This is a genomic window from Escherichia sp. WS1451 (genome assembly GCF_046487365.1).
Classification (GTDB): domain Bacteria; phylum Pseudomonadota; class Gammaproteobacteria; order Enterobacterales; family Enterobacteriaceae; genus Escherichia; species Escherichia coli.
In genome coordinates this window covers 134538-157888 of the sequence record NZ_JBJQJP010000002.1, presented here as the reverse complement: position 1 = coordinate 157888, position 23351 = coordinate 134538, and the positions used below count along the sequence as shown (strand labels likewise).

The following is a 23351-nucleotide window of genomic DNA, read 5'->3' as shown; positions in this document are numbered from 1 at the left end:
GCAAGTGTAACGCGAATCACGCGGCGGGCAAATATCCGAACGCCAGGAGCGAAGATAAAGCAAAGTAAAAAGCCTCGCATTCGGCGAGGCTTTATAGCGAGATTGAAGCGTATTCACACTTCAGATCAGTGGATTCGATCAGATAGCTGTTACGTTAACAGCTGCCGGACCTTTCTGGCCGTCCTGAATTTCGAACTCAACGTTCTGACCTTCAGCCAGAGTTTTGAAGCCATTACCCTGGATAGCGGAGAAGTGTACGAACACGTCTTTGCTGCCATCAGCCGGAGTAATGAAGCCAAAACCTTTAGACTCGTTGAACCACTTAACCTGACCTTTAATCTTTGCCATTTGAAAAATTCCTTAGATTGTTTTCTTCGCCCGCAGGCATAACATAGATAAAACTGACACATTACTGCATGAGGCACCAATATAAGGCTCGGCAGAGAAGCGGTATTCAACGTCAACGTGTTTACTCAGGACTTCTTTACTGAAAATGCCACACATAAACAGAACTGTACCTCGTTTAACCCGAAATCTGTTATCACATACAACGTTAATTATGGCAAGCCATTTTTAAACATGTCTCGATCAGACGCACAAATCTCGATACGTCTTCCACTTTTTTTGCACACTTATGCAACGGAATACGCGCCGATATATCATTGTGCTTAACCTTGCCAGTTCAGGCAGATACTTAAACTGACGTATTTTCTAACATAGTTCAATAAGTTCAGTTGTTCCAGGCCAGTGGGAGAAGTTATTACATAGTGCGTGCAATATCACATTTTCTGCTATGCAATGAATAAAAAGTTATATCACTTTTTCTCATAAAACAGTCAGTTAACGGCCACCAATTACCCCAAAGAGAAGTCAATCCCCAATGGTATTGTAAATTTAAAATAAGAAAAATTGATGAATGCGCAAAAAAATCAAGAGAGAAACGTTTCGCTAATAAATAATACCACGCTTAATCACAAATCCGATGTAAACATCCTAATAAATTAATGGACTAAATATCTTTTTCTGATATCCCGTTACGCAAATAAATAATATGATAATTATTTGAAGTCAGACCAGAGTTTTAATTTGAAGCAGTTGCACCATGACAGTGCGTATAATCAGGATGAATTGAGTAACCCTTCAACGACGGGGTTACTCAAGATTGAGGAAGGATTATCGTTCGGCGACCAGACGAATAATATCTTCGTCTTCAACCGATTTTTGACTCTCAACGGTCTTTTTATCTGCTTTCTCAGGTTCGTTTGCTTCGCACAAACGACGTAACAGAGCATTTTGACGTTTTTGCTGATCCAGCAACGCCTCAAGCAGTTCAATCTGTTCGTTAGTCCGTGAACTGGCACGATTGATAAAAAACCACAAGATAAGCCCGATAAAAAGAACCACCACCGATACAACCAAAGACGCAATGTTCATCACGCCTGAATTTACAACTTCGTTCATTTCACCACCTCTGAGTAGAGGCGCTATTCTACCACTGCTGGAGAGGAAGAAAATCTAGTGCTGAAAAAATGATATCACCACGGGATAAACTGGTTAATGGCACAAATTCCGCTGAAAAATTGTACATCCTGATCGCACATCATGTTGAATACCTGCGCCCAAAGCAGCAAGCAAGCCAACACCACGACAACCAGAACGACCCATCGAAACTTTTTCACTCCAATCTCCGTTTCACCTACCTTATGTCATTAAACTAGCATGCGTTAGTTAAACAGCGCCTAACTATGTCGATATTCGTGCTTTTTCAGAATGAGTCGCTTGCTTCAGCGCATATTGCCGCTACGATTAAGCGAACATAAAAAGAGAAGAGGTTGTAATGCGATTCATCATTCGCACAGTTATGCTGATAGCACTGGTATGGATAGGATTATTACTCAGCGGATATGGCGTTTTGATTGGAAGCAAAGAGAATGCCGCGGGATTAGGTTTGCAATGTACCTATCTGACCGCCAGAGGCACCAGCACGGTACAATACCTGCACACTAAAAGTGGTTTTCTGGGGATAACAGATTGCCCGTTGTTACGTAAAAGCAATATTGTGGTCGATAATGGTTAAGGGTAATAAATAACCAGATTCTCACTCATGAGTAAAATATTCTTATCGCAAGTGCGTTTAATATAACGCCACCTTCAACTTTATTTTTCTCATGCTAAATAAAGAACCTGTCTGTTTGATATTCAGACAGGTTCTTACTCTCATCAGAACGGATAGTCGTGATAACCCATTTGGGCAGAAATTTTGCGCGCCGCGGTATGCAACATTGCGACATATTCCTGTAAACGCTCTTCAGAGAAACGCAACGTCGGGAAGGAGATGCTCAAACCGGCAATGACCACGCCAAAGCGATCAAATACCGGAACCGCAATGCATCGCAGCCCTTCTTCCTGCTCTTCATTATCTTCGCCATACCCCTGCTCGCGCACCTGGTCCAGAACGGGTAATAACGCTTCTGTACTGGTGATGGTCCGCTCGGTACTGCGTTTATACTCCACGCCCTCAAGAATTTGCATCACTTCATCGCGATCGCGCCATGCCAGCAGTACCTTACCAATCGCGGTGCTGTACAGCGGATTACGACGCCCAATCCGTGAATACATGCGCAAATTGTACATTGAGTCAATTTTGTGGATGTAAACAATACTGTCTTCGTCCAGTGCGCCGAGGTGGATAGTTTCTTTGGTCAGGCGGGAGATCTCACGCATCTGGATATCTGCGCTACGAATTAAATCGACGTTTTGCAACGCGCGAGCGCCCAGTTCAAACAATTTCAGGGTCAGCGAATATTTCTCCGACTCCCCTTCCTGCGCCACATAACCTAAGGTTTTCATGGTCTGTAAAAAGCGATAAACGGTGCTTTTTGACATCATGACGCGCTGCGACAACTCGGTTATCCCTATTTCGCGCTCTTCACCCAGCGCCTGCAAAATGCCAAAAACTTTTAGCACGGAAGATACAGAATCAGGCTGTTTATCCAGATCTGCGTTAGCCATTTATCACCTCATTGCGAGTGTTTTATAAAAATCAGAACTGTTTTTTATTATAATTTCGCACCTGGGTGGTCGCAATCCATCTTTTGCCGGTTAGTTACAATTCTGCGACATCCACCGTGAATATCAGTGCTAGAATCATACCCCTGTTGATTATTCACCAAAGATATAAAATTCCTATGCCAAAAGTTCAGGCCGACGGCCTGCCATTGCCCCAGCGATACGGTGCGATATTAACCATTGTGATTGGTATTTCGATGGCTGTCCTTGACGGCGCAATCGCCAACGTCGCCTTGCCAACAATCGCTACGGACCTTCATGCCACGCCGGCCAGTTCCATCTGGGTAGTGAACGCCTATCAAATCGCCATTGTCATCTCCCTGCTCTCGTTTTCGTTTCTGGGCGATATGTTTGGCTATCGACGTATTTATAAATGCGGTCTGGTCGTTTTTCTGTTGTCTTCACTGTTCTGCGCCCTTTCTGATTCGCTGCAAATGCTCACCCTTGCGCGTGTCATACAAGGTTTCGGCGGTGCAGCGTTGATGAGCGTTAATACCGCACTTATCCGCCTGATCTATCCACAACGTTTTCTGGGTAGAGGGATGGGCATAAACTCGTTTATTGTTGCCGTCTCTTCTGCTGCCGGGCCGACAATTGCTGCAGCAATCCTCTCCATCGCATCCTGGAAATGGTTATTTTTAATCAACGTACCGTTGGGTATTATCGCCCTGCTTCTGGCGATGCGTTTTCTGCCACCCAATGGTTCTCGCGCCAGTAAACCCCGTTTCGACCTGCCCAGCGCCGTGATGAACGCGTTAACCTTCGGCCTGCTTATTACTGCATTGAGTGGTTTCGCTCAGGGGCAATCGCTGACATTGATTAGTGCGGAACTGGTGGTAATGGTTGTCGTTGGTATTTTCTTTATTCGCCGCCAGCTTTCTCTTCCCGTACCGCTGCTACCGGTGGATTTACTGCGTATCCCGCTGTTTTCACTTTCTATTTGCACATCTGTTTGCTCTTTCTGCGCACAAATGCTGGCAATGGTTTCCCTTCCCTTTTACCTGCAAACCGTGCTCGGGCGTAGTGAAGTCGAAACAGGTTTACTTCTGACACCGTGGCCGTTAGCAACAATGGTGATGGCTCCACTGGCAGGCTATTTGATTGAACGCGTACATGCAGGATTGCTGGGTGCTTTAGGGTTATTCATCATGGCTGCGGGGCTTTTTTCCCTGGTTCTGCTGCCAGCGTCACCTGCGGATATCAATATTATCTGGCCGATGATCTTATGTGGCGCTGGATTTGGCTTATTCCAGTCACCCAATAACCACACCATTATAACCTCCGCTCCGCGCGAACGTAGCGGTGGGGCCAGTGGCATGTTAGGGACGGCTCGTCTATTGGGTCAGAGTAGTGGCGCGGCGCTGGTGGCGCTGATGCTAAATCAGTTTGGTGATAATGGTACGCACGTCTCGCTGATGGCTGCGGCTATTCTGGCAGTGATTGCTGCCTGTGTCAGTGGTTTACGTATCACTCAGCCACGAGCCAGGGCATAAAAAAAGCGCGTCGTTCAGGACGCGCTTTTTAGTATTTACTTCATATTACTTCAGGTATTCACCCGTACGCAGAGCTTCAATACGTTTATCCAGCGGCGGGTGAGTCATGAACAACTCACTGAGCGATTTCGACTTCCCGTTAATGCAGAAAGCCATCATGCTGGTTGCTTCTTGCGGTTCATAGCTGGTTTTCAGGCGCTGCAATGCAGCAATCATTTTCTCGCGACCAACCAGTTTTGCTGAACCCGCATCGGCGTGGAATTCACGATGACGCGAGAACCACATGGTGATAATGCTCGCCAGAATACCAAACACCAGTTCCAGAACCGTTGCAACTGCAAAGTAGATCAGCGGGTTGCCGTTGCTCTCTTCACCTTCATCACGATTTCCGCCCATAAAACCCGCGGCAAGTTGCGCCAGAATACGGGAAATAAAGATAACGAAGGTGTTCACCACGCCCTGAATCAGCGTCATGGTGACCATATCACCATTGGCGATGTGGCTGATTTCGTGAGCAATTACCGCCTCGGCTTCATCCGGGCTCATGTTCTGCAGCAAACCAGTGCTGACAGCAACCAGAGAAGCATCACGGCGCGCACCGGTTGCAAAAGCATTGATGTCCGGCGCATGGTAGATAGCCACTTGCGGCATAGCGATCCCCGCCTGACGAGCCTGGGTTGCTACAGTATTGACCAGCCAACGTTCCCTTTCGTTACGCGGTTGCTCGATCACTTCCCCGCCAACAGATCGTAATGCCATCCATTTGGACATCAGAAGCGAAACGAAGGAACCACCAAAACCGAACAGCAAGGCCATGATCATCAGCCCCTGAACGCTGCTCGACTGTATCCCTGTCAGGCTCAGTACCAGCCCGAAAACGACCATTACGGCCAGGTTCGTTAGCAGGAAGAGCGCGATTCGCATCATAATTTTCTTTTTACCTCAGTTTAACAAAACGCAATATGCGATACCCACATCGTATGGGTTACGCGACTATTTTCAAGTCTGGATAGTGCGTAAGTCACCAGAAAGACACAACTTTACATTTTGTAGCATCTGATTTACGGCATCTTGCCGCTGTTAAAAAATCAGGCACAATTTCTTGTGCCTGATTGATATTACTTGACGGGAGCGGGTTGTTCCGCGGGTCTGGCTTTTTCAAGCTTCGCCAGATCGAGTGCGATATTCACCGTCTCATCCAGATAAGGATCTGGCTCCTGGTAATCTTTCGGTAGATCATCCAGTTTCTTCAACTCCGGTTTACCTTCGCGTTTAAAGCGTTCGTTCAAACGCGCCAGACGCGTCGCATCATCTTCATTATTCTCTTTCTCACGCACAGCGTAATTCAGAGAAACGATATTGCGCTTGTCCTTCATAGCGTTGAAGCGTGCGATATCCTTCATGATGTTCTGGAACTCAGGATCTTTCGCGATACGCGCATTATGTTCCTTCAGCAGCTCCGGTTCAAAGGCCGTTAAATCTCCTGATTTCACATAAGTCGCGGCATCAATGCTATCCCACGGCAGCGCGTTATCTTCGAATTTCTCACCCGTTTCCGTTTCTTCATTACCCGTCGGCATGATGATGTCTGGCGTTACGCCTTTACGTTGCGTACTGCCGCCGTTAACGCGATAGAATTTCTGGATCGTGTACTGCACAGAACCCAGCGCTGGCCATTCAGGACGTAACATCTGATCGTAAATACGGTTCAATGAACGGTACTGCTGAACGGTGCCTTTACCAAATGTCGGTTCACCCACAACCAGCGCACGACCGTAATCCTGCATTGCCGCGGCAAAGATTTCTGAAGCCGAAGCACTGAAGCGGTCAACCAGCACCACCAGCGGGCCTTTATAGAAGACCTGTCCGTCGGTGTCGCTGTCTTCACGAACCTTGCCGTTGTTATCGCGGACCTGAACAATCGGGCCGGATGGAATGAACAGACCGGAGAGCGATACGGCTTCAGTCAACGCCCCACCACCATTGCTACGCAGGTCGATGATGACGCTGCTGACATTCTGTTTTTCCAGTTTCTGCAGTTGTACTTTGACATCATCTGTCAAACCCACATAGAAGCCCGGAATATCCAGCACGCCGACTTTCTCTTTACCGACGGTCTTCACCGACATTTTAACCGCGCGGTCTTCGAGACGAATACGTTCACGGGTCAACGTTACAGTACGGGTCTTGGTCCCTTTACCAGCAGGTAAAATTTCCAGACGAACTTTACTGCCCTTCGGCCCTTTAATTAAGGCAACCACATCATCAAGACGCCAGCCAATCACGTCAACCATCGGCTTGCCTGTTTGACCAACACCGACAATTTTGTCACCAACGCTGATAGCTTTACTCTTCGCTGCCGGGCCACCTGCCACCATCGAATTGATAACGGTGTAGTCATCATCCATTTGCAGCACTGCGCCAATACCTTCCAGCGACAAACTCATTTCAGTGTTGAACTGTTCGGTATTTCGCGGGGAAAGATAGTTGGTATGCGGGTCGATTTCACGCGCAAACGCCGTCATTGCCAGCGAGAAAACATCTTCGCTGTTGGTTTGCGCCAGACGACGAATGGCAAATTTGTAGCGGCGAGTCAGGGTTTCACGAATTTCTTTATCCGTTTTTCCTGCCAGCTTCAGGCTTAACTCGTCGAATTTGACTTTACTGTCCCACAGCGCGTTCAACTCAGCCTCGTTTTTCGGCCAGGGCGCTTTGCTGCGGTCAAGGTTATAAGTGTCGTTGCCGGTGAAATCCATCGGCTTTTCCAGTACCGACAAAGCGTACTGGTAACGTTCAAAACGACGCTTTTGCGCCAGATTGTAGAGATCGTAGAAAACGTCGAGTTTGCCTGAACGCAGTTCATCGCCTAACTCGGTTTTCTTTTTCGCGAACTGTTCAACATCGCTTGCCAACAGCACGTTGTGGCTGTAATCGAGCAGATTCAGGTAGCGGTCAAAGATTTTGGCCGAAAATGCCTGATCGAGGTCGAACTGGCGATAATGAGAACGGGTGAAGCGCGACGTTACGCGCTCACTTACCGTCGCATGCTGCGTCTCTTCCTTTAATACCGGAATTTGATCAGCACGCGTGATATCTTCTACAGCGAAGGTCTGGCCTGCTATTGCAAGCAGGCCAGCTAACGCGGTAAGCCTAAAAAACATGTTCATGCCTGGCCCGGCCTCCGTTTCAGAACACCAGGTGTTCTGCGCGCACAATCAAAGACATACCCGAATTCAGCTGGACGCGGACGCCGTCTTTGGTGATTTCTAATACGGTGGCATCCATCGCGTTTTGACCCGCTTTCACCTTCAGGGCTTGTCCGACAGTCAGAGCTGAAATGTCAGAAACCGGGGTGTGCTGTTCTTCGCGAGGTGCTTTTACTGTTTTTGGCGCTTTCTCTACCGGCTTTTGCGCACGAGGTTTACGTTCAGCGCCTTCTTTGCGGCGTGGCGTGGTCGGACGTGGCTTGCGTTCGCGGCGCGGTGCGTCTTCTTTCTCACCAGCAGCTGCGGCAGCTTCGCGTTTTTTCGCTTGCTGTTCAGCACGCTGTGCCTGAACACGCGCTTTCGCTTCTTCAAGCTGCTTGCGAGCATGCTCGACATGTTGCTCGTCCAGCTCACCGCATGGGTTGCCGTCAAGATCGACACGCGTTGCGCCGGGTTTAACACCGTAAAGGTAACGCCAGCTCGAAGTGTAGAGACGTAAAGCGGATCGCAATTGCGTTTTGCTCAGGTTCATTTCCCCGGCAACACGATCGACCAAATCCTGAAAAATACCGATTTTCAGCGGACGCGCTTCACCTTCCGCACTGAAACAGTGGGGAAAACGTTCGGCCAGAAACGCGATTACTTCTTTACTGCTATTCAACTTAGGTTGATTTTCCATGAAATTTCCTGATTACAACGGACGTAGCCAACAAGCGCAGGCATGAACAGGCGTCATTATAATGACGCTATCAGTAAATGCTACGTTATCCGTTGATTATCCTGCGACGCTCGCAAAGAATTTTTTGTAATCCGTCGTTGCAAGCACCTTTTCAAGCTGTGCCACAAGCTGACGTAAGCCTTGCTCGTCCTCGTCTGTAAAGCGACCGAAGACGGTACTGTCGATGTCGAGAACACCAATAATCTGATTTTTCACCACCAGTGGCAGAACAATTTCAGAATTACTCGCCGCATCACAGGCAATATGCCCGTCAAACGCGTGAACATCCTCGATACGCTGCACTTGATTGCGGGCAACCGCAGTGCCGCATACGCCGCGCCCAACGGGTATCCGGACACAGGCAATTTTGCCCTGAAATGGTCCGAGCACCAGTGTATCGTCGTCAAGCAAATAAAAACCTGCCCAGTTTACGTCAGTGAGACGCTCATATAACAACGCACTGGTGTTCGCAAGCGTTGCCAGAAAACTGGTTTCTCCTGCCATCAGCGCGTTAAAGTCGCGATTTAAATCCGCGTAAAATTCTGTTTTGTTCATTATATAATCACTTGGTTGTCTTACCAGGAACTGCCAGCCTATTAAAATAAGCATTAAATGCGTTAATGCTCAAGATCATTCCCATCATGGGTTAAGATTAATGTTAATTCTTATTACATTTGGCACGTCATGGCTCTTAACACACCACAAATTACGCCGACAAAAAAGATAACAGTGAGGGCTATCGGTGAGGAACTGCCGCGTGGTGATTACCAACGTTGCCCGCAATGTGACATGCTGTTTAGCCTGCCCGAGATAAATTCTCATCAAAGTGCCTATTGTCCGCGCTGTCAGGCAAAAATTCGTGACGGGCGCGACTGGTCGCTAACGCGCCTGGCGGCAATGGCCTTCACCATGCTGTTGCTTATGCCGTTTGCCTGGGGCGAACCGCTGTTGCATATCTGGCTGTTAGGCATCCGTATTGACGCCAACGTTATGCAAGGCATCTGGCAAATGACCAAACAGGGCGATGCGATAACGGGGTCGATGGTCTTTTTTTGCGTTATTGGTGCCCCCCTTATTCTGGTGACCTCCATAGCTTATTTATGGTTTGGTAACCGACTGGGAATGAATTTACGTCCGGTACTGCTGATGCTTGAGCGACTGAAAGAGTGGGTAATGCTCGATATCTACCTGGTCGGCATTGGCGTTGCTTCTATAAAGGTACAGGATTATGCCCATATCCAGGCGGGTGTCGGCTTGTTCTCTTTTGTGGCGTTGGTGATTTTAACGACGGTGACGTTGTCACATCTTAATGTCGAAGAACTGTGGGAGCGATTTTATCCGCAGTGCCCCGCTACGCGAAGGGACGAGAAACTCCGTGTCTGTCTTGGGTGTCATTTTACCGGCTATCCTGATCAGCGTGGTCGCTGCCCGCGTTGCCATATCCCGCTACGCCTGCGTCGCCGTCATAGTCTGCAAAAATGCTGGGCGGCGCTGTTAGCGTCAATCGTTTTGTTGTTACCTGCCAACCTGTTGCCTATCTCTATCATTTATCTGAATGGTGGTCGGCAGGAAGATACGATTCTTTCCGGAATTATGTCGCTGGCAAGTAGCAACATTGCGGTTGCGGGAATCGTGTTTATCGCCAGTATTCTGGTACCGTTTACTAAAGTGATCGTCATGTTCACTTTACTGTTGAGTATTCATTTTAAATGCCAGCAAGGTTTACGCACACGCATTCTGTTACTGCGGATGGTGACCTGGATTGGTCGCTGGTCGATGCTCGACCTGTTTGTCATATCTTTAACCATGTCGCTGATTAATCGCGATCAGATCCTCGCTTTTACTATGGGACCGGCTGCGTTTTATTTCGGCGCAGCGGTAATTTTGACTATTCTTGCTGTGGAATGGCTGGACAGCCGCTTACTTTGGGATGCACATGAGTCAGGAAACGCCCGCTTCGACGACTGAAGCGCAGATTAAAAATAAACGCCGTATCTCACCTTTCTGGCTGCTGCCGTTCATCGCGCTAATGATGGCTGGTTGGCTGATTTGGGACAGTTATCAGGACCGGGGTAATACTGTCACCATCGACTTTATGTCGGCGGATGGTATTGTTCCAGGCCGTACGCCTGTTCGTTATCAGGGCGTTGAAGTTGGAACAGTGCAGGATATCAGCCTCAGCGACGATCTTCGTAAGATTGAAGTCAAGGTCAGCATCAAGTCCGATATGAAAGATGCGCTGCGCGAAGAGACACAGTTCTGGTTGGTGACGCCAAAGGCCTCGTTGGCAGGTGTCTCCGGGCTGGACGCCCTCGTCGGTGGTAATTATATCGGCATGATGCCGGGTAAAGGTAAAGAGCAGGATCACTTTGTCGCACTCGACACCCAACCGAAATATCGGCTGGACAATGGCGATCTGATGATCCACCTGCAAGCCCCCGATCTCGGTTCACTGAGCAGTGGTTCATTGGTCTATTTCCGCAAGATCCCGGTGGGTAAAGTCTACGACTATGCCATCAATCCCAATAAGCAAGGCGTGGTGATTGATGTCCTGATCGAGCGGCGTTTTACCGATCTGGTGAAAAAAGGTAGCCGTTTCTGGAACGTTTCCGGCGTTGATGCCAACGTCAGTATCAGTGGCGCGAAGGTGAAACTGGAAAGTCTGGCGGCACTGGTTAACGGTGCGATTGCCTTCGATTCACCTGAAGAGTCGAAACCTGCCGAGGCGGAAGATACCTTTGGTCTGTATGAAGATCTCGCCCACAGCCAGCGTGGCGTAATAATAAAACTGGAACTGCCGAGTGGGGCCGGATTAACCGCCGACTCGACGCCGTTAATGTATCAGGGGCTGGAAGTCGGACAGCTGACTAAACTGGATTTAAATCCTGGTGGTAAAGTCACTGGGGAAATGACCGTTGATCCCAGCGTCGTCACCCTGCTTCGTGAAAATACCCGCATCGAATTACGCAACCCGAAATTATCCCTTAGCGATGCCAATCTCAGCGCCCTGCTGACCGGAAAAACCTTTGAGTTGGTGCCCGGCGATGGCGAGCCACGCAAAGAGTTCGTTGTTGTGCCAGGCGAAAAAGCACTGCTGCATGAACCTGATGTTCTGACACTGACCCTGACAGCACCGGAAAGTTACGGTATTGATGCTGGTCAGCCGCTCATTCTTCACGGCGTGCAGGTAGGCCAGGTTATTGATCGTAAACTCACCAGCAAAGGCGTCACCTTTACCGTCGCCATCGAGCCTCAGCATCGAGAACTGGTAAAAGGCGATAGCAAATTTGTCGTCAACAGCCGTGTCGACGTGAAGGTGGGGCTGGATGGCGTTGAGTTTCTCGGAGCCAGCGCCTCAGAATGGATTAACGGCGGGATACGTATTCTGCCGGGCGATAAAGGCGAGATGAAAGCCAGCTATCCACTGTATGCCAATCTGGAAAAAGCGCTGGAGAACAGCCTTAGCGATTTACCCACCACAACCCTAAGTTTGAGTGCAGAGACGCTGCCGGATGTGCAGGCAGGATCGGTAGTGCTGTACCGTAAATTTGAAGTTGGTGAAGTTATTACCGTGCGTCCGCGAGCTAACGCGTTTGATATCGATCTACATATTAAGCCGGAGTATCGCAACCTTCTGACCAGCAATAGCGTGTTCTGGGCAGAAGGCGGGGCGAAAGTTCAGCTGAATGGTAGTGGCCTGACCGTACAGGCATCCCCGCTCTCCAGAGCATTAAAGGGAGCCATTAGCTTCGATAACCTCAGCGGTGCCAGCGCCAGTCAGCGTAAAGGCGACAAACGTATTCTGTATGCTTCCGAAACAGCGGCCCGTGCGGTTGGCGGGCAGATTACGCTTCACGCTTTCGATGCCGGAAAACTGGCGGTCGGGATGCCAATTCGCTATCTCGGTATTGATATCGGGCAAATCCAGACGCTGGATCTGATTACCGCTCGCAATGAAGTACAGGCAAAGGCGGTACTTTACCCGGAATATGTCCAGACCTTTGCTCGCGGTGGTACGCGCTTCTCAGTGGTCACACCGCAAATTTCAGCCGCGGGCGTTGAGCATCTTGATACTATCCTCCAGCCGTATATCAACGTCGAACCAGGTCGGGGTAATCCTCGCCGCGACTTTGAGTTGCAAGAAGCCACCATTACTGATTCGCGTTACCTGGATGGCTTAAGCATTATTGTTGAAGCGCCGGAAGCCGGTTCGTTAGGTATTGGTACGCCTGTGCTGTTCCGTGGTCTGGAAGTAGGTACGGTTACCGGAATGACGCTGGGGACATTGTCTGATCGCGTGATGATTGCGATGCGCATCAGTAAACGCTATCAACACCTGGTGCGCAACAATTCCGTCTTCTGGTTGGCATCAGGTTACAGTCTGGACTTTGGTCTGACGGGCGGCGTAGTGAAAACCGGCACCTTTAACCAATTTATCCGTGGCGGCATCGCCTTCGCCACGCCTCCGGGTACGCCACTGGCACCAAAAGCCCAGGAAGGCAAGCACTTCCTGTTGCAGGAAAGTGAACCGAAAGAGTGGCGTGAATGGGGAACTGCGCTTCCCAAATAATGCCCACTGCTCCGGCGTGTCTGCGCCGGAGCGTTTATGCTAAACTGCGCGCCTGTTTTTTTGCCAGTGGTATATGCTCGTGGCCCAACACACCGTTTATTTCCCGGACGCCTTTTTGACGCAAATGCGCGAAGCAATGCCTTCGACGCTCTCTTTTGATGATTTTCTTGCCGCCTGTCAGCGCCCGTTGCGCCGCAGCATTCGCGTTAATACGCTGAAAATCTCCGTTGCTGATTTCCTGCAATTAACCGCCCCTTATAACTGGACGCTTACGCCTATTCCGTGGTGTGAAGAAGGTTTCTGGATTGAACGCGACGATGAAGATGCATTGCCGTTGGGTAGTACCGCAGAGCATTTAAGCGGCCTGTTTTATATTCAGGAAGCCAGTTCAATGTTGCCTGTTGCCGCCTTGTTTGCTGACGGTAATGCACCACAGCGGGTGATGGATGTCGCTGCCGCGCCCGGCTCCAAAACGACGCAAATTGCCGCGCGGATGAATAACGAAGGGGCGATCCTTGCCAATGAGTTTTCCGCCAGTCGGGTAAAAGTGTTACATGCCAATATCAGCCGCTGTGGCATCAGTAATGTTGCGCTCACACATTTTGATGGCCGCGTGTTTGGTGCGGCATTGCCAGAAATGTTCGATGCCATTTTGCTGGACGCTCCCTGCTCCGGCGAAGGCGTGGTGCGTAAAGATCCCGATGCGCTAAAAAACTGGTCACCAGAAAGCAATCAGGAAATCGCAGCGACCCAACGGGAACTAATCGACAGCGCCTTTCATGCATTACGCCCTGGCGGTACGCTGGTTTACTCGACCTGTACCTTAAACAGGGAAGAAAACGAAGCCGTTTGCCTGTGGCTGAAAGAGACTTACCCCGAAGCAGTAGAGTTTTTACCGCTTGGCGATCTCTTCCCTGGTGCAAATAAGGCGCTGACCGAAGAAGGCTTTTTGCATATTTTCCCACAAATTTACGACTGCGAAGGCTTCTTCGTTGCTCGTCTGCGTAAAACTCAGGCGATCCCCGTCTTACCCGCCCCAAAATACAAAGTGGGCAATTTCCCGTTTAGCCCGGTGAAAGATCGCGAAGCCGGTCAAATTCGTCAGGCGGCTGCAGGTGTTGGCTTAAACTGGGATGGAAACCTGCGACTCTGGCAACGCGACAAAGAACTGTGGTTGTTCCCGGTAGGCATTGAAGCCCTGATCGGTAAAGTCCGATTTTCTCGGTTGGGGATTAAACTTGCCGAAACGCATAACAAAGGTTATCGCTGGCAGCATGAAGCGGTTATTGCCCTTGCCTCCCCCGACAATGTGAACGCTTTTGAACTGACACCGCAGGAAGCGGAAGAGTGGTATCGCGGCCGCGATGTTTACCCGCAAGCCGCGCCAGTAGCGGATGATGTATTGGTTACTTTCCAGCATCAGCCGATTGGTTTAGCCAAACGAATTGGTTCGCGACTGAAAAACAGCTACCCGCGTGAACTGGTGCGAGACGGGAAACTTTTTACCGGTAACGCCTGACAGCGCACAAAAAAAGCGCACTTTTTGACTGGCACATTCGGCTGCCTCAACTAGGCTGAAAAATGGTGCGATCGGACTGGTCGTACCACAATCGGCAGCTAAATGGAGAGCACGAAGATGAAAACCAGTGTGCGCATAGGCGCTTTTGAAATCGACGACGGCGAATTACACGGCGAATCGCCGGGTGATCGAACGTTAACCATTCCTTGTAAATCAGACCCCGATTTATGTATGCAACTGGATGCCTGGGATGCTGAAACCAGTATCCCTGCCCTGCTAAATGGCGAACACTCTGTCCTTTACCGTACCCGTTACGATCAACAATCTGATGCCTGGATTATGCGTCTTGCCTGATCCAAAAAGAACCCGTCGGCATGGCGGGTTATTTGTCCTGGTTATTCCCCCGTTGTAAAATCTCACCTAAACTTAACGGTACGGCACCACACTTCGGGGATGAAATGTTCGCGCTGGTACTTTTTGTTTGCTACCTGGATGGCGGTTGTGAAGATATTGTTGTGGATGTCTACAACACGGAACAGCAGTGTCTTTATTCTATGAGCGATCAACGGATCCGCCATGGCGGTTGTTTTCCGATTGAGGATTTTATAGATGGTTTCTGGCGACCTGCACAGGAATACGGTGATTTTTAATTATTGCAATTGCACAACAGTCAGTTCGCCCCCAAAGACAGCACCTGTATCAATATAATGCAGGTTGCCAATATCCACGCGATGGCGCAACGGTGTATGACCAAACCAGAAATGATCAGCACCTGTAATTCCCTGCCCTTTTTGGCGTTCACCTAATCGCGAGCGGCTCCACAAGACCTGATGCAAATCAACGTCCTTTTGCCATTCATAAACATCATCCGGATAATCGGCATGGGCAATAACATGTTTGCCGGTGCGACTGTGTACTTCAAGAATAAAGGGCAAATACTGACATTTTTCCAGCGCCGTTTTCGCTTGTTTCTGTTGATAATCTGCCAGCGCAATAAACCAGTCGCCGCCATTCATCAACCACAACGACATCTGCCGGGATGCCAGCGCATCCATCGCCATCTGTTCATGATTGCCTCTTACCGCACGAACCCAATGTTGTTCCAGTAACTGCAGACAACGTAAACTTTGCTGCCCACGATCGATAACGTCTCCCACTGAGATAAGTAAATCTCGCCACGGATCAAAACGACAATGCCATAATTTGCGGCGCAACTGCTCAAGACAACCGTGTATATCGCCTGAAAGCCAGATATGTCGCCATTGATGACCCGCAATTCTCTGATAAACGGGCGCAGTCTGTTTCATCAATATTTTCCTCCCGCGCTAAAGATCACATAATCTTAACAAGAATGTTAAAAAACGCTGGACTCAGACAGTAGAGTGTGTGTTATGGTTGACTATAAAGTCAGCGAAGGGAATGCTTCTGGCTTTTAACAGATAAAAAGAGACCGAACACGATTCCTGTATTCGGTCCAGGGAAATGGCTCTTGGGAGAGAGCCGTGCGCTAAAAGTTGGCATTAATGCAGGCTTAGTTGCCTTGCCCTTTAAGAATAGATGACGACGCCAGGTTTTCCAGTTTGCGTGCAAAATGGTCAATAAAAAGCGCGGTGGTCATCAGCTTAAATGTTAAAAACCGCCCGTTCTGGTGAAAGAACTGAGGCGGTTTTTTTATTGGAAATCAAAAGGCTATTTTAGGTAATTAACAGAGTTTTTCAGCTCGTTCTATAAACGGTGCCAGACTCATTTTTTCGCCGGGATTGTTAGGATCATCAATCTGAATCACCGAAATGGGTTGGGCTTTAGTCTTCCCACTGGCAACTTCCTTTTGTGCGATATCGTTTAAAGGATACTGCACGAGGGTACTTGGGTTAATGACATACAAAGCATTACCTGGTCGGCAAGTCAGCATCACCTCTTCGCGATTAAACGCCCATTTGTCTTTACCCACTTCAAAACGGCTGACGGTAATCACCTGCGGTGCAGCCAGCGCCGCTGCAGAACTGGTGAGTAACAGAAACGCCAGAATACTTTTTTTCATCATTTTCGTAATCCATCAAAAAGGTTCGAGAGTCGCAAGCAGGCTGATGATCACCAGCACTACCGCACCTATCGCCCATTCGAGTTTAGTCATCCACACAAACCAGGGTGCCGCACGATCTTCATCCTGCCTCATGCGCGGTACAAGAACATAACGATTAGCCAGCGCGATGACCACCATAATCATCACCAGGATGGCTTTGAGCAATAAGAGTTGGCCCCAGTAAGTCGTAAGCGTGGGGGGAAATCCGGTAATCAACAATGCATTAAGCACGCCGCTTGCCAGTACGCCGATCACCGCAAAATGCCCGCACCAGGAAAAACGCATCAGCGCCTGAATAGCCTGGTATCGCCAACGGCCTTTGATGAGTTGCATACACCAGAGCACCGGCAGTAATCCCCCAAACCACGCCGCCGCACAAATCAGGTGAATCGCGTGATTAGTCTGATGGATTTTCGCCGTTACCCCTTCATTCAGCGTCGCATGCCCGACTCCCGCCAGCAGAAAAAATTGCGCGGTAGTGAGCATAAACAGCAAACGTGGCATATTCCGCGGTTGCATAAGGGCGACGATCAACGTTACGAGGGCGAGAACAATTTGCCATAACCAGACGCCACCAAACTGCGTTTGCAAAATAGCCTGCCAAATGTTTGGCGAAAATACATCTGACCATCCCGTTCCCATCAACCCGCCCTGAACGGCGAGCATTGCCGTGGTACTGATCAAACTCCAGACGGCAGCGTGCTGTTGTAAACGCAGAAAACGCTTCGTCAGCAAGCGACGAATCGTTAAGGGTGCCAGCCAGGCACCGTACATTGCGAAGCCAAAGACCAACATCAGCGAGGTGAAATGGATAAATCGCAGCGCGATCCAGGTAAACGCCAGCATGATTTATTTCACGCTAAAGGTGTAATGTCCTTTCGTTTTATGCCCATCCACCGAAACAACATGCCAGTCAACGGTGTAGGTTCCGGGTTTCAGCGAATCGGCCAGTGGAACAATCAGTTGCTTTTGGTCCTGCTCATTCCGCTTCGCCGGTAATGTTTTAATATTTTCGTTTTTTGGCCCCGTGATTTTTGCACCACTGAATCCTGTTTCAACGCCTTCCGAGAAGTTTAAAGTGATTGCCTGCGGAGCTGCTGTCACTTGTGCATTTGCCGCAGGATACTGATGCGTTAAATGCGCATGTGCCCAGACGGAAGGTGTCACCAACGAAGTGGTCAGGATTGCCAGCGCGTAGCGAAGGGAGCGTGCAGTTGAAGCCATATTATCTATTCCTTTTTGTAATAACTTTTTTACAGAGCATAACCTTGTCTAATGTCTGAGTCGAGGATCATCAATTCCGGCTTGCCATCCAGGCTCACTCTTAGTAACTTTTGCCCGCGAATGATGAGGAGATTAAGAATGCTGAAGAATCTGGCTAAACTGGATCAAACAGAAATGGATAAAGTGAATGTCGATTTGGCGGCGGCAGGGGTGGCATTTAAAGAACGCTACAATATGCCGGTGATCGCTGAAGCGGTTGAACGTGAACAGCCTGAACATTTGCGCAGCTGGTTTCGCGAGCGGCTTATCGCCCACCGTTTGGCTTCGGTCAATCTGTCACGTTTACCTTACGAGCCCAAACTTAAATAAAACTTATACATAGTTACACTTTCTTACATAACGCCTGCTAAATTATGAGTATTTTCTAAACCGCACCCATAATTTGCAGTCATTTTGAAAAGGAAGTCATTATGTCGTTCTGGAAAGTTGCAGCAGCGCAATATGAGCCTCGTAAAACCTCACTCACCGAACAGGTAGCTCATCATCTGGAGTTTGTGAGGGCCGCCGCCAGGCAACAATGTCAGCTGTTAGTTTTTCCATCGCTTTCTTTACTGGGGTGTGATTATTCGCGACGTGCCCTTCCTGCCCCACCCGATCTCTCGCTATTAGACCCGCTTTGTTATGCTGCAACGACCTGGCGAATGACTATCATTGCCGGCCTTCCCGTTGAATATAACGATCGCTTTATTCGTGGAATTGCGGTGTTCGCACCGTGGCGTAAAACGCCTGGGATCTACCATCAGAGTCATGGTGCATGTCTGGGCCGTCGTTCCAGAACCATCACGGTGGTCGATGAACAACCGGAAGGTATGGATATGGACCCGACCTGTTCACTGTTTACGACAGGGCAATGTCTGGGAGAACCCGACCTGCTGGCGTCGGCCCGTCGCTTACAATTTTTTTCACATCAGTACTCGATTGCTGTGCTGATGGCAAATGCCCGTGGTAACAGTGCACTATGGGATGAACATGGTCGTCTCATCGTTCGCGCCGATCGTGGTTCATTATTGTTAGTCGGTCAGCGTTCATCACAGGGTTGGCAAGGCGATATCATTCCATTACGCTAGGCTTTTTCGGCCTGGAGCATGCCATGTTGCGCATTATCGATACAGAAACCTGCGGTTTGCAGGGAGGGATCGTTGAGATTGCCTCTGTTGATGTCATTGACGGAAAAATCGTCAACCCCATGAGCCACCTGGTGCGCCCCGATCGTCCTATTAGTCCACAAGCGATGGCGATTCATCGCATCACCGAAGCCATGGTCGCCGATAAACCGTGGATTGAAGATGTGATCCCACACTATTACGGTAGTGAATGGTATGTCGCGCACAACGCCAGCTTTGACCGCCGCGTACTGCCTGAGATGCCCGGTGAGTGGATTTGCACTATGAAACTGGCCCGTCGTTTGTGGCCAGGGATCAAGTACAGCAATATGGCGTTATATAAAACACGGAAGCTCAATGTACAGACGCCGCCGGGCCTGCATCATCACCGCGCGTTATATGACTGTTATATCACCGCTGCGTTGCTTATCGATATTATGAACACCTCCGGCTGGACGGCAGAACAGATGGCCGATATCACCGGACGTCCGTCGTTGATGACGACCTTCACCTTTGGCAAATACCGTGGCAAAGCGGTTTCCGACGTTGCCGAACGCGATCCGGGCTATCTGCGCTGGTTGTTTAATAACCTGGACAGCATGAGCCCGGAGCTGCGTTTAACACTGAAACATTATCTGGAAAATACTTAATCCTCAGGCGTAGCGGGTAATGTTCCCTGCGCCAGCGCGACCAGAAAAGCATATTCCATCGCTACACCTTCGTACGATTTAAAGCGACCAGATTTACCGCCATGGCCTGAGTCCATGTCGGTACAGAGCAATAAAAGATGGTTATCGGTTTTCAGCTCGCGCAATTTAGCGACCCATTTTGCCGGTTCCCAATATTGCACCTGAGAATCGTGTAAACCGGTCGTTACCAGTAAATGCGGATAAGCCTGTGCGGTGACGTTGTCATACGGGCTGTAGCTTTTCATGTACTCGTAATATTGCGGATCCTGCGGATTCCCCCACTCTTCAAACTCACCAGTGGTAAGAGGAATTGATTCATCAAGCATCGTTGTTACAACATCAACAAACGGTACCTGGGCGATAACGCCGTGGAATAATTCCGGGCGTTGATTAATTGCAACGCCCATCAACATGCCCCCGGCACTCCCGCCCATCGCATAACAGAGCGAAGGTGATCCATAGCCCAGTTTTAACAATGCATCGCAGGCATCAAGATAATCATTAAACGTATTTTTCTTCTTCAGGAATTTTCCGTCTTCGTACCATTGTTGCCCCAGCTCACCACCGCCGCGAACATGGACAATGGCGTAGACAAAGCCACGATCTAACAAACTCAAGCGGCTAAAACTGAAATCGGCATCAATACTTGCGCCGTAAGAACCGTAGCCATACACCAGCAGCGGGTTGTGTCCTTTGCGAAAATGTTTGCGATGATAGACCAGCGAAACCGGAACTTCGACGCCATCACGGGCGACTATCCACAGGTGTTCACTGCTGTAATTCGCCGCATCAAAACCAGGAACTTCCGTTTGTTTTAATACACGACGCTCACCGGTATCCATATCCAGTTCAAACAAAGTATCTGGTGTGGTCATGGAAGAATAACCATAACGCAATCGCGCGGTTTCAGGTTCTGGATTGTAGGCAATCCAGGTCACATAGGCCGGATCATCAAAGGCAATGCCAATGACTTCCCGGGACTTGCGGTTAATTTGCCGCAAACTGGTTAACCCGCGCTGACGCTCTTCAACCACCAGCCAGTCGGTAAACAGCGTAAACCCTTCCAGCATGATGTTTTCGCGTGGCGGAATTAACTCTTCCCACTGTTGCTCATCACGCATACGGGTACGGTATAAGCCAAAGTTTTTGCCGTTGCGGTTGGAACGCAGATAAAAACGATGCTGGTAGTGATCAAGGCTGTATTCGTGATCTTTGCGGCGCGGCAGAAAAACAAACGGCTCGGCATCGGCCATTTCCGCGTCCAGCAGGCGAACTTCACTGGTGGTGGCGCTGGCCAGATGAATGACTACATAGTGCTTCGAGGTCGTTTTATGCAGGCTGACGTAATAGGTATCGTCTTTTTCTTCGTAGATCAGTTTATCCTGCGATGCTGGCGTACCGATGGCGTGACGCCAGACCTGATAAGGCAGCAGCGTCACCGGATGCTTGCGAACATAGTAGAAAGTCCAGGAGTCATTCGCCCAGACAAAGCTGGGTTCAACGTTATCCAGCAGTTCCGGGTACCAGTTACCTGTTTCCAGATTACGAAAACGAATGCCGTACTGGCGTCGGGAAAGAAAATCTTCTGCCAGTGCCATAATGGTGTTATCGGGCGTAATCGCCATTCCGCCCATCGAATAAAACTCACTGTGCGCCGCGCGCTTGTTGGCATCGAGCAATGTTTCCCACTCATCCCACTCTTCGCTGAATGCCGATTGACGCTGGTAGATAGCATATTCACAGCCTGGTTCATAAATATGCCGATAGCGGTAGCCATTTTTGATGTAGGGAGCAGAAACTTCTCTTTGCGGAATGCGGTCGATGATTTCCTTTAAGATGCGATCCTGCAAGGCTTGTTGCGAGGCCATCACCCGATGACCGTAACTATTTTCTTGTTGCAGATAGTCCAGGACTTTCGGCTGAGAACGCGTATCGTCCCGCAGCCAGTAGTAATTATCGATGCGCGTATCGCCATGAAGCGTCATGGCGTGGGGAATGCGGGCGGCTTTTGGTAGCATGTTATTGTTCTTTCTGGTTGAAACATCTTATAAGGGTGGCAAAACTCACCGGGGATGCAAGCGAAACAGGGTAGTCATTGCTTAGATGATGACAGGTAATGGCGCGGATATCGAATGTTATGCAGACAGAGAAAATCAGCCTGTTCAAATGGCTGTGCGGTTCTGGATAGCCCGAAATACTCAACTTCAGGCTATCCTGAGAGCGGAATTATTCCGCCAAAGTGCGTTTTTGTTGTTCGAGATCGCGTTCAATGCCTTCACGAACATCCTGGGGGATTTTCAGCGCATCACCCAGTGCATTCAGGTAACTGCGTTCCATAAAATGGTCAATATCAATAGCCGCGCAGCTCAGGAAATAGATTTCCAGCGCCTCTTCTTCATTGCGGACCCCGGTAGCCAGACGTTGTGGATCCAGCGGTTGTTCGATTGCCTGCTCAATGAGTACACGCCCCTTCTCTTCCACACCGGCTTCTCGCAATTGCTGGTCGATTGCCGCACGTTCTTTGGCATCAATATGGCCATCACTTTTAGCGGCAAAGACCAGCGCAAGGATCAAACGTTCCGTACGCTCATCCAGCGGCGTACTTTGCGCGCCAAACTGCGGTTCGTCCTGATGCGCCGCGCGAATTTTATCTTTGTATTTATTCCACAGCACCGTACCCGCGACCGCTCCGCCGCCAACCAGTAACGCGTTGGTGCCATATTTCGTAAGAAGTTTACGTGCTGATTTATTTGCGACCAGCAGCCCAGCCAGTCCGCCTAATGCGCCTGGCACTAAAAGTTTGCCCAATCCCTGATCCGCAGACGAGGAGACAGAAGAACGGCTTTGCCCAAGCAAGGATTGCAGTTGATTTAACCAGTTAGCCATATTTGCTCCTCAATAACCATTTTTAGTGCCTGTAGCATAGCGGATGAGGATGTCAGAAAATGTATATCGAGACAAAAGATGCGCAAATAAGCGAGTCGGTAGGCCGTTATTCAAAGAAATTCGCGCCAGGTAAGGTGTTTACTGTATATCAGGTGATAAGGGTATTTTAGGTGAAAGTAGTTTGACGTTTTGAGTGGCACTGTTTGATGCTGATTGCCCGATGCGACGCTGTTGCGTCTTCTCAGGCCTACGATTGTGGTGTGTTGTGGGCGGACAAGGCACTCGCGCCGCATCCGCCGACGGTCAATCGAATTATCAGAAGCCATTAACGCCGCTGATATTCCGCCATTCCCGCTTTGCAGTCCACGCTGACCTGGTAATGAATATCGGCACTTTTACCACGCACGGTTAGCGGTACTGACCATTTATCATCTTTCCCCTGAATGTCCTGCAAACTGACCCATGCCACGGGGTCGGCCTGACCGACAATTTTTTGATCATCAGCCCAGCGCGCCACGCGATTTTGTTGGTAATCACGTTTTACGCTCGCGGCAATTCCGGCAGCATCCAGACCTTCACACTTTGGGAAAGTGACCGACTTGCTGGTTTCATTATTGGCAGCGAAAACTGATGCGCAGGCAGAAACCAACAACAGCCCTAAAAACGCCCCTCTTTTTTTCATGTTTTTCTCCATAGCACAATGATTCAGGAGAAAGCATGGTACAAATTGT

At 49.4% G+C, this 23351-nt stretch carries 26 protein-coding genes; 10 read left to right on the top strand and 16 right to left on the bottom strand.

Annotated elements, in window-relative coordinates; translation table 11 throughout:
* Positions 1-138: 138 nt before the first annotated feature.
* The 4 genes from cspE to mgrB all read right to left on the bottom strand — a co-directional run bounded on the left by cspE (position 139) and on the right by mgrB (position 1679).
* Positions 139-348, bottom strand: coding sequence for a transcription antiterminator/RNA stability regulator CspE (gene cspE / locus ACJHX7_RS03605; protein ID WP_001062678.1), 210 nt, complete (start codon positions 346-348; stop codon positions 139-141).
* A 12-nt stretch (positions 349-360) separates the two neighbouring features.
* A complete protein-coding gene (locus ACJHX7_RS03600) occupies positions 361-504 on the bottom strand; it encodes a DUF2627 domain-containing protein (RefSeq protein ID WP_001295496.1) in 144 nt (47 codons plus the stop codon).
* A 669-nt stretch (positions 505-1173) separates the two neighbouring features.
* A complete protein-coding gene (locus ACJHX7_RS03595) occupies positions 1174-1461 on the bottom strand; it encodes a YebO family protein (RefSeq protein ID WP_001006855.1) in 288 nt (95 codons plus the stop codon).
* A gap of 74 nt (positions 1462-1535) precedes the next feature.
* The gene (gene mgrB, locus ACJHX7_RS03590) at positions 1536-1679 is read right to left on the bottom strand and encodes a PhoP/PhoQ regulator MgrB (RefSeq protein ID WP_000714550.1); all 144 of its coding nucleotides are present in this window, start codon (positions 1677-1679) and stop codon (positions 1536-1538) included.
* A gap of 158 nt (positions 1680-1837) precedes the next feature.
* On the opposite strand from mgrB, the gene ACJHX7_RS03585 reads away from it, so the two are divergent.
* A complete protein-coding gene (locus ACJHX7_RS03585; protein WP_001211011.1) occupies positions 1838-2077 on the top strand; it encodes a YobH family protein in 240 nt (79 codons plus the stop codon).
* Between the two features lie 143 nt (positions 2078-2220).
* Here ACJHX7_RS03585 and kdgR read toward each other — a convergent pair whose 3' ends face one another.
* Entirely contained in the window at positions 2221-3012 is a 792-nt protein-coding gene (gene kdgR / locus ACJHX7_RS03580; protein ID WP_001262188.1) for a DNA-binding transcriptional regulator KdgR, read from the bottom strand.
* 176 nt (positions 3013-3188) lie between these two features.
* Between kdgR and ACJHX7_RS03575 the strand changes: the two genes are divergently transcribed.
* A complete protein-coding gene (locus ACJHX7_RS03575; protein WP_001330271.1) occupies positions 3189-4562 on the top strand; it encodes an MFS transporter in 1374 nt (457 codons plus the stop codon).
* A 45-nt stretch (positions 4563-4607) separates the two neighbouring features.
* Here ACJHX7_RS03575 and htpX read toward each other — a convergent pair whose 3' ends face one another.
* The 4 genes from htpX to msrC form a co-directional block, all read right to left on the bottom strand.
* Complete coding sequence (htpX, locus tag ACJHX7_RS03570) at positions 4608-5489, bottom strand: protease HtpX (RefSeq protein ID WP_000984517.1); 882 nt, start codon at positions 5487-5489, stop codon at positions 4608-4610.
* A 191-nt stretch (positions 5490-5680) separates the two neighbouring features.
* The gene (prc, locus tag ACJHX7_RS03565) at positions 5681-7729 is read right to left on the bottom strand and encodes a carboxy terminal-processing peptidase (RefSeq protein WP_001055782.1); all 2049 of its coding nucleotides are present in this window, start codon (positions 7727-7729) and stop codon (positions 5681-5683) included.
* A gap of 19 nt (positions 7730-7748) precedes the next feature.
* Positions 7749-8447: an RNA chaperone ProQ gene (gene proQ, locus ACJHX7_RS03560; RefSeq protein ID WP_000431370.1), complete on the bottom strand. Its 699-nt coding sequence runs from the start codon at positions 8445-8447 to the stop codon at positions 7749-7751.
* A 96-nt stretch (positions 8448-8543) separates the two neighbouring features.
* A complete protein-coding gene (gene msrC / locus ACJHX7_RS03555; protein WP_094029623.1) occupies positions 8544-9041 on the bottom strand; it encodes an L-methionine (R)-S-oxide reductase in 498 nt (165 codons plus the stop codon).
* Between the two features lie 129 nt (positions 9042-9170).
* Here msrC and yebS point away from each other — a divergent pair, with 129 nt between their 5' ends.
* From yebS to ACJHX7_RS03530, 5 genes are all read left to right on the top strand, one after another.
* Positions 9171-10454: a membrane integrity lipid transport subunit YebS gene (yebS, locus tag ACJHX7_RS03550; protein WP_094029622.1), complete on the top strand. Its 1284-nt coding sequence runs from the start codon at positions 9171-9173 to the stop codon at positions 10452-10454.
* A complete protein-coding gene (gene yebT / locus ACJHX7_RS03545) occupies positions 10423-13056 on the top strand; it encodes a lipid-binding membrane homeostasis protein YebT (protein WP_094029621.1) in 2634 nt (877 codons plus the stop codon). Before yebS ends, yebT begins: the two co-directional genes overlap by 32 nt.
* A gap of 79 nt (positions 13057-13135) precedes the next feature.
* Positions 13136-14575: a 16S rRNA (cytosine(1407)-C(5))-methyltransferase RsmF gene (gene rsmF, locus ACJHX7_RS03540; protein ID WP_032171865.1), complete on the top strand. Its 1440-nt coding sequence runs from the start codon at positions 13136-13138 to the stop codon at positions 14573-14575.
* Between the two features lie 117 nt (positions 14576-14692).
* A complete protein-coding gene (locus ACJHX7_RS03535; protein WP_001295499.1) occupies positions 14693-14929 on the top strand; it encodes a YebV family protein in 237 nt (78 codons plus the stop codon).
* 104 nt (positions 14930-15033) lie between these two features.
* Positions 15034-15225 carry a YebW family protein gene (locus tag ACJHX7_RS03530; protein ID WP_001296140.1) on the top strand — a complete coding sequence of 64 codons (192 nt, stop codon included), beginning with the start codon at positions 15034-15036 and terminating at the stop codon, positions 15223-15225.
* Here the strand turns inward: ACJHX7_RS03530 and pphA are convergent, their stop codons facing one another.
* The 4 genes from pphA to yobA form a co-directional block, all read right to left on the bottom strand.
* The gene (gene pphA, locus ACJHX7_RS03525; protein WP_000814509.1) at positions 15226-15882 is read right to left on the bottom strand and encodes a protein-serine/threonine phosphatase; all 657 of its coding nucleotides are present in this window, start codon (positions 15880-15882) and stop codon (positions 15226-15228) included.
* Between the two features lie 395 nt (positions 15883-16277).
* The gene (locus tag ACJHX7_RS03520; protein ID WP_000976472.1) at positions 16278-16619 is read right to left on the bottom strand and encodes a YebY family protein; all 342 of its coding nucleotides are present in this window, start codon (positions 16617-16619) and stop codon (positions 16278-16280) included.
* Between the two features lie 12 nt (positions 16620-16631).
* Positions 16632-17504, bottom strand: a complete 873-nt coding sequence (copD, locus tag ACJHX7_RS03515) for a copper homeostasis membrane protein CopD (RefSeq protein ID WP_094029620.1) — start codon at positions 17502-17504, stop codon at positions 16632-16634.
* Positions 17505-17507: 3 nt separating this feature from the next.
* Positions 17508-17882, bottom strand: a complete 375-nt coding sequence (gene yobA / locus ACJHX7_RS03510; protein WP_000168747.1) for a CopC domain-containing protein YobA — start codon at positions 17880-17882, stop codon at positions 17508-17510.
* A 138-nt stretch (positions 17883-18020) separates the two neighbouring features.
* Between yobA and holE the strand changes: the two genes are divergently transcribed.
* The 3 genes from holE (at position 18021) to exoX (ending at position 19695) form a co-directional block, all read left to right on the top strand.
* Positions 18021-18251 (top strand): DNA polymerase III subunit theta, encoded by a 231-nt coding sequence (gene holE / locus ACJHX7_RS03505; RefSeq protein WP_000916763.1) that lies wholly within the window; start codon positions 18021-18023, stop codon positions 18249-18251.
* A 101-nt stretch (positions 18252-18352) separates the two neighbouring features.
* The gene (gene yobB, locus ACJHX7_RS03500) at positions 18353-19009 is read left to right on the top strand and encodes a carbon-nitrogen hydrolase family protein YobB (RefSeq protein ID WP_000011651.1); all 657 of its coding nucleotides are present in this window, start codon (positions 18353-18355) and stop codon (positions 19007-19009) included.
* 23 nt (positions 19010-19032) lie between these two features.
* Positions 19033-19695 carry an exodeoxyribonuclease X gene (gene exoX / locus ACJHX7_RS03495; RefSeq protein ID WP_000944256.1) on the top strand — a complete coding sequence of 221 codons (663 nt, stop codon included), beginning with the start codon at positions 19033-19035 and terminating at the stop codon, positions 19693-19695.
* Here exoX and ptrB read toward each other — a convergent pair.
* From ptrB to yebF, 3 genes are all read right to left on the bottom strand, one after another.
* Positions 19692-21752, bottom strand: coding sequence for an oligopeptidase B (gene ptrB, locus ACJHX7_RS03490; RefSeq protein WP_094029619.1), 2061 nt, complete (start codon positions 21750-21752; stop codon positions 19692-19694). The genes exoX and ptrB overlap by 4 nt on opposite strands.
* A 208-nt stretch (positions 21753-21960) precedes the next feature.
* Entirely contained in the window at positions 21961-22620 is a 660-nt protein-coding gene (locus ACJHX7_RS03485) for a tellurite resistance TerB family protein (protein WP_094029618.1), read from the bottom strand.
* A gap of 325 nt (positions 22621-22945) precedes the next feature.
* Positions 22946-23302 carry a protein YebF gene (yebF, locus tag ACJHX7_RS03480; RefSeq protein WP_001295500.1) on the bottom strand — a complete coding sequence of 119 codons (357 nt, stop codon included), beginning with the start codon at positions 23300-23302 and terminating at the stop codon, positions 22946-22948.
* Positions 23303-23351 lie beyond the last annotated feature (49 nt).

Coding starts and splice junctions, on each gene's coding strand:
- proQ (WP_000431370.1), bottom strand. CDS start 8,447: ATGGAAAATCAACCTAAGTTGAATAGCAGTAAAGAAGTAATCGCGTTT.
- copD (WP_094029620.1), bottom strand. CDS start 17,504: ATGCTGGCGTTTACCTGGATCGCGCTGCGATTTATCCATTTCACCTCG.
- ACJHX7_RS03595 (WP_001006855.1), bottom strand. CDS start 1,461: ATGAACGAAGTTGTAAATTCAGGCGTGATGAACATTGCGTCTTTGGTT.
- ACJHX7_RS03535 (WP_001295499.1), top strand. CDS start 14,693: ATGAAAACCAGTGTGCGCATAGGCGCTTTTGAAATCGACGACGGCGAA.
- prc (WP_001055782.1), bottom strand. CDS start 7,729: ATGAACATGTTTTTTAGGCTTACCGCGTTAGCTGGCCTGCTTGCAATA.
- ACJHX7_RS03520 (WP_000976472.1), bottom strand. CDS start 16,619: ATGATGAAAAAAAGTATTCTGGCGTTTCTGTTACTCACCAGTTCTGCA.
- yobA (WP_000168747.1), bottom strand. CDS start 17,882: ATGGCTTCAACTGCACGCTCCCTTCGCTACGCGCTGGCAATCCTGACC.
- cspE (WP_001062678.1), bottom strand. CDS start 348: ATGGCAAAGATTAAAGGTCAGGTTAAGTGGTTCAACGAGTCTAAAGGT.
- holE (WP_000916763.1), top strand. CDS start 18,021: ATGCTGAAGAATCTGGCTAAACTGGATCAAACAGAAATGGATAAAGTG.
- yebF (WP_001295500.1), bottom strand. CDS start 23,302: ATGAAAAAAAGAGGGGCGTTTTTAGGGCTGTTGTTGGTTTCTGCCTGC.
- ACJHX7_RS03530 (WP_001296140.1), top strand. CDS start 15,034: ATGTTCGCGCTGGTACTTTTTGTTTGCTACCTGGATGGCGGTTGTGAA.
- kdgR (WP_001262188.1), bottom strand. CDS start 3,012: ATGGCTAACGCAGATCTGGATAAACAGCCTGATTCTGTATCTTCCGTG.
- ptrB (WP_094029619.1), bottom strand. CDS start 21,752: ATGCTACCAAAAGCCGCCCGCATTCCCCACGCCATGACGCTTCATGGC.
- yebT (WP_094029621.1), top strand. CDS start 10,423: ATGAGTCAGGAAACGCCCGCTTCGACGACTGAAGCGCAGATTAAAAAT.
- ACJHX7_RS03575 (WP_001330271.1), top strand. CDS start 3,189: ATGCCAAAAGTTCAGGCCGACGGCCTGCCATTGCCCCAGCGATACGGT.
- pphA (WP_000814509.1), bottom strand. CDS start 15,882: ATGAAACAGACTGCGCCCGTTTATCAGAGAATTGCGGGTCATCAATGG.
- exoX (WP_000944256.1), top strand. CDS start 19,033: ATGTTGCGCATTATCGATACAGAAACCTGCGGTTTGCAGGGAGGGATC.
- ACJHX7_RS03585 (WP_001211011.1), top strand. CDS start 1,838: ATGCGATTCATCATTCGCACAGTTATGCTGATAGCACTGGTATGGATA.
- yobB (WP_000011651.1), top strand. CDS start 18,353: ATGTCGTTCTGGAAAGTTGCAGCAGCGCAATATGAGCCTCGTAAAACC.
- msrC (WP_094029623.1), bottom strand. CDS start 9,041: ATGAACAAAACAGAATTTTACGCGGATTTAAATCGCGACTTTAACGCG.
- ACJHX7_RS03600 (WP_001295496.1), bottom strand. CDS start 504: ATGTGTGGCATTTTCAGTAAAGAAGTCCTGAGTAAACACGTTGACGTT.
- ACJHX7_RS03485 (WP_094029618.1), bottom strand. CDS start 22,620: ATGGCTAACTGGTTAAATCAACTGCAATCCTTGCTTGGGCAAAGCCGT.
- yebS (WP_094029622.1), top strand. CDS start 9,171: ATGGCTCTTAACACACCACAAATTACGCCGACAAAAAAGATAACAGTG.
- htpX (WP_000984517.1), bottom strand. CDS start 5,489: ATGATGCGAATCGCGCTCTTCCTGCTAACGAACCTGGCCGTAATGGTC.